The sequence below is a fragment of the Mesorhizobium sp. M2A.F.Ca.ET.037.01.1.1 genome (assembly GCF_003998075.1).
In the GTDB taxonomy this organism is placed as follows: domain Bacteria; phylum Pseudomonadota; class Alphaproteobacteria; order Rhizobiales; family Rhizobiaceae; genus Mesorhizobium.
Window position 1 is genome coordinate 1 of record NZ_RZSA01000673.1, and the last position, 3,819, is coordinate 3,819.

The 3,819-nt window shown below is 63.1% G+C and carries 4 protein-coding genes and 1 pseudogene; 1 reads left to right on the plus strand and 4 read right to left on the minus strand.

Translation table 11 applies throughout. The features are described 5' to 3' along the window. The coding region (locus tag EOA27_RS26650; RefSeq protein ID WP_245491166.1) for a TolC family protein at positions 1-885 on the minus strand (885 nt) is incomplete at its 3' end. Between the two features lie 472 nt (positions 886-1,357). On the opposite strand from EOA27_RS26650, the gene EOA27_RS26655 reads away from it, so the two are divergent. Continuing rightward, positions 1,358-2,698 (plus strand): NAD(P)H-dependent oxidoreductase, encoded by a 1,341-nt coding sequence (locus EOA27_RS26655; protein WP_126079107.1) that lies wholly within the window; start codon positions 1,358-1,360, stop codon positions 2,696-2,698. Between the two features lie 94 nt (positions 2,699-2,792). Here EOA27_RS26655 and EOA27_RS26660 read toward each other — a convergent pair whose 3' ends face one another. From EOA27_RS26660 to EOA27_RS26670, 3 genes and pseudogenes are all read right to left on the minus strand, one after another. Beyond that, positions 2,793-3,080, minus strand: a complete 288-nt coding sequence (locus EOA27_RS26660; protein WP_126062533.1) for a PTS sugar transporter subunit IIB — start codon at positions 3,078-3,080, stop codon at positions 2,793-2,795. 13 nt (positions 3,081-3,093) lie between these two features. Then, positions 3,094-3,555 (minus strand): PTS sugar transporter subunit IIA, encoded by a 462-nt coding sequence (locus tag EOA27_RS26665; protein ID WP_126079106.1) that lies wholly within the window; start codon positions 3,553-3,555, stop codon positions 3,094-3,096. Between the two features lie 81 nt (positions 3,556-3,636). After that, positions 3,637-3,819: pseudogene (locus EOA27_RS26670) on the minus strand (PTS sugar transporter subunit IIC); the annotation flags it as partial.

Sequence of the window (3,819 nt, forward strand, 5' to 3'; positions counted from 1 at the left end):
GTACAGATTCCAGCGCAGCACCACCCGAGCCTGCAGGTCGCTGGTGTCGCCATTATCGCCATCGATATCAGACCCGCCGCGGGCAACACCCTCGGCGGTGATCGTCGGACCGTATTTCGCCCGCGCCGCATCGACCAGCGAGGCCGCGGCGTCGATATCGCTGTTGGCCATATGGACACGCGGATTGTTCTGCCTGGCAAGCCCGATCGCGTCGTCCAGCGACCGCGGCAGGGCGGCCGAGACATCGGCCGGCCGCGATGGGCTGGTCAGCGGCTTGCCGACATTCTTGAAGAAGCGGATCTTGGCCGCCTCGAGTTCTTCGGTTGCCTCCTGCATCCGCGCCTTGGCGGCAAAAAGGCGTTCCTCGGCCTGCTGCCGGTCGGCGTCGTTGAGCGCGCCGCCCGCGATGCCTTGCTTGATGTCGCTGAGAATGGACTGATGGAAGCCAAGGTTCTTCTTGGCCTCGGCCACGATCGAAGCCTGCAGCATGTATTCCAGATAGTCCTGGACGACCGCGAGCCCGATGAACTCGGACCGCTCCAGAACCCTGAAGGAAGCTCCGTCGACCCGCGAGGCCTGGCGGTTCAGCTCCGCGCGTCGCGCGCCGCTGTCGTAAAGCGTCTGCGAGACGGTGAGGTCGGCCTCGTTCGGATAGAGGGCTCTGTGATCCTCGTCGAGCGCGCGCCGTGTGTCATTGTCCAGGCGGCGAACGCCGGTCGAGGCTTCCAGATCGACGCTGGGAAGATAAAGGCCTTTCGCCTGGCGCAACTCGAATTCGATCGCTTCGCGGTTTTCGATCGCCTGGCCAATCTCCGGATTGGATTCCACTGCGACGGCAACGGCTTCTTTGAGTGTGAGTGCGCTGGCGCTACCGCAAGCCAACATCGACACCGTGACGGCAAGCGCAAGGCGCCAGCCGACGGTCACTTTACCCGTCCTGGTCATATCTACCCCGTGACTATCCCCGCGCCATTGTTTTTTATTGGCGCTTATTTGCCCAAGCCTGCCACCGGAGCTTTCGACCAGTGTCTATCAGATTTTTCGCGGTTGTGAGCATATAATGGATTAGACACCCCTCAAAATTGCAATTCCAGGCATTAGGGCCGGAGCCTGTAGCAAAAATGGCACAGAAACCGAGTGCGCCCGTCCGAGCTTTTCCAGCTCAAAGCGCGCTGCAATGGTTAACGGTCTGAAAGAAACGGCGAATCGTGCGGCCGCCATGCACAAGCTCCCGCGAAATCTGCCGCGGCCTTGCAAAGCATTCGCAAGAAATCGCCATCTCGGGCTGGTTTGATTTGGCAAACGCGGATCGTTCCCTGTATTGCGGGCCGGAGCAAAAAGCCGTGAGTTTTCTTGCATGACCAATATCGCCTTGACCGGGCTTGCCCGCGATCTCGCCCGCCGCGCCGCCGAGGGCAGGCCGGTGCGCGTCGGTGTCATCGGCTCCGGCGAGATGGGGACCGATCTGGTTACCCAGGGTATGCTGATGCCGGGCATATCGATCGCCGCCATCTCCACGCGGCGCCCGCATACCGCCCGCGAGGCGGTCCGCATCGCCTATGGCGACGAGGCGATGGCGGTAGAGGCCGAAACCGCTTCCAAGGTCACCCGGGCGATCGAAGACGGCCGGATCGCCATCACCTCGAACGAGATGCTGGTCACCAACCCGCTGATCGACGTGATCATCGACGCCACCGGCAAGCCGGGCGTCGCCGCCGATTTCGATCTGATGGCCATGGAACATGGCAAGCATCTGGTGATGATGAATGTCGAGGCCGACGTGACCATCGGCTGTTACCTGAAGCAGCAGGCCGACCGGCTGGGAGTGGTCTACTCCGTCGGCGCCGGCGACGAGCCGTCAAGCTGCATGGAACTGATCGAATTCGCCTCGGCGCTTGGGTTAAGCATCGTCGCGGCGGGCAAGGGCAAGAACAATCCGCTCAACCATGACGCCGTTCCGGACGACTACCGGGAAGAGGCCGCGCGCCGGAACATGAACCCGCGCATGCTGGTCGAATTCGTCGACGGCTCGAAGACCATGGTCGAGATGTGCGCCATCGCCAATGCCACCGGCCTGGTCCCGGATATCCCGGGCATGCATGGCCCCAGGGCCGATCGCGATCAACTGGCCAAGGTGCTGATCCCGAAAGCCGATGGCGGCCTCCTCTCCCGGAAAGGCGTCGTCGACTACACGATCGGCAAGGGCGTGGCGCCCGGCGTCTTCGTCATCGTCGAGGCGATCCATCCCCGCGTCGTCGAGCGCATGGACGATCTCCATGTCGGCAAGGGCCCTTATTATGGCCTGTTCCGGCCCTATCACCTGACTTCTCTGGAGGTTCCGCTGACCGCCGCCCGCATCATGCTCTATGGCAAGCCCGACATGGTGCCGCTGCCGAGGCCGGTGGCGGAGGTCTGCGCGGTGGCCAAGCGCGACCTTGCCGCCGGGGAGACCTTCGATGCCATCGGCGAGACCTGCTACCGCTCCTGGACCATGACCGTTGGCGATGCCCGGGCAAGCCGCGCCGTGCCGGTCGGCTTGCTCGAAGGCGGCAAGGTGCTGAAGCCGGTGAAGAAGGGCGAGTTGTTGACCGAGGACAATGCCGCGCCGGACCGGACGACGAGGCTCTACGCCCTGCGCCGGCTGCAGGACGACATGCTCCACGGAGCGAAGATCGCTTCGCCGGCCCTGTCAGGCTGAACCGGCTCTATCCCTTTGTTTTGACGCAATTCCGGACGGAAGGTTACGGCGAAGGCGCCGAATTTAACCGCTCACACTTTTTCCTGGAATTGCTCTATTTGCGCAGTTCCGCCTCGATCTCGTCCAGCGCCTTGTCCTTGCCGATGCCGGTGAGGAAGGGGAGCCCCTTGATCACCGGCTTCTTCACGGATGCCGAGATCGGTGTGGTGGCAACGATGAAATCGACGTTGTCGGCCAGTCCGGGCACTTCCGTTGCCTTGGCCTGCTGCGCATGAAAGGTGAGGCCGCGCTTCTTCATCGCTTCGGTCACCGCCGCATTGACCGCGGTCGAGGTCGCGACGCCCGTGCCGCAGGCAAAAAGAATGGTTTTCTGTCTGGACATGTTCTTTCCTTTGTCAGCCGAGAATGGCGCGGACGTCGTCGAAGGTCCTGGCCGTCCTCAAGCCATCCAGCGCCGCGGGATTCTGGATGGTGACCATGACGGTCTGCAGCGTGTCAATCTGCTTGTCCTTGTCATTGATGGCAAGCAGGAAGACGAGGCCCACCGGCAGCTTCTCGTCGGGATCTTCCATATTGGCGAAGGTGACGGGCCGCTTGAGCGTGCCCATCGCGACACCCGGCTTCAGCACATGTTCGGGGTCGGTATGCGGAACCGCGACATTGTCGGCGCGCTCCAGCGGCAGGCCTGTCGGGATCGTCATCTCACGCCGCACGACAGCGTCGGCGTAGCTGCTCTTGACGTAGCCCAACGCCTCCAGCCTGGCGGCCAGGATGCGGATGATCTCCTCATTGGTCGAGGCGTCGGAGCCAAGGACGACTGCCTCGGGGTCCAGGAGTTGGATCAGGCCGTTCGACAAGGGTCACTCCATTGATGCGGACCGTGCGCCCGCCGTGTGGCTCGGGCGCACAGGTCATTGTCAGTTCAGGATGGGGCCGGCTCAGGCGGTGCCTTCGGCCGGCTCGTCCTCGGCGCCTGCCGCGCGCTCCCAGCCGAGCGGATTGCGGCGGTAGAACAGGAACAGCGCAGCGATCACCACCGCGATGACGACGATGCCGATCACGCCGAGCCCCTGGATCGCTTCGATGATCACATAGGGAACCCAGAGGAAGCCGTCGACCAC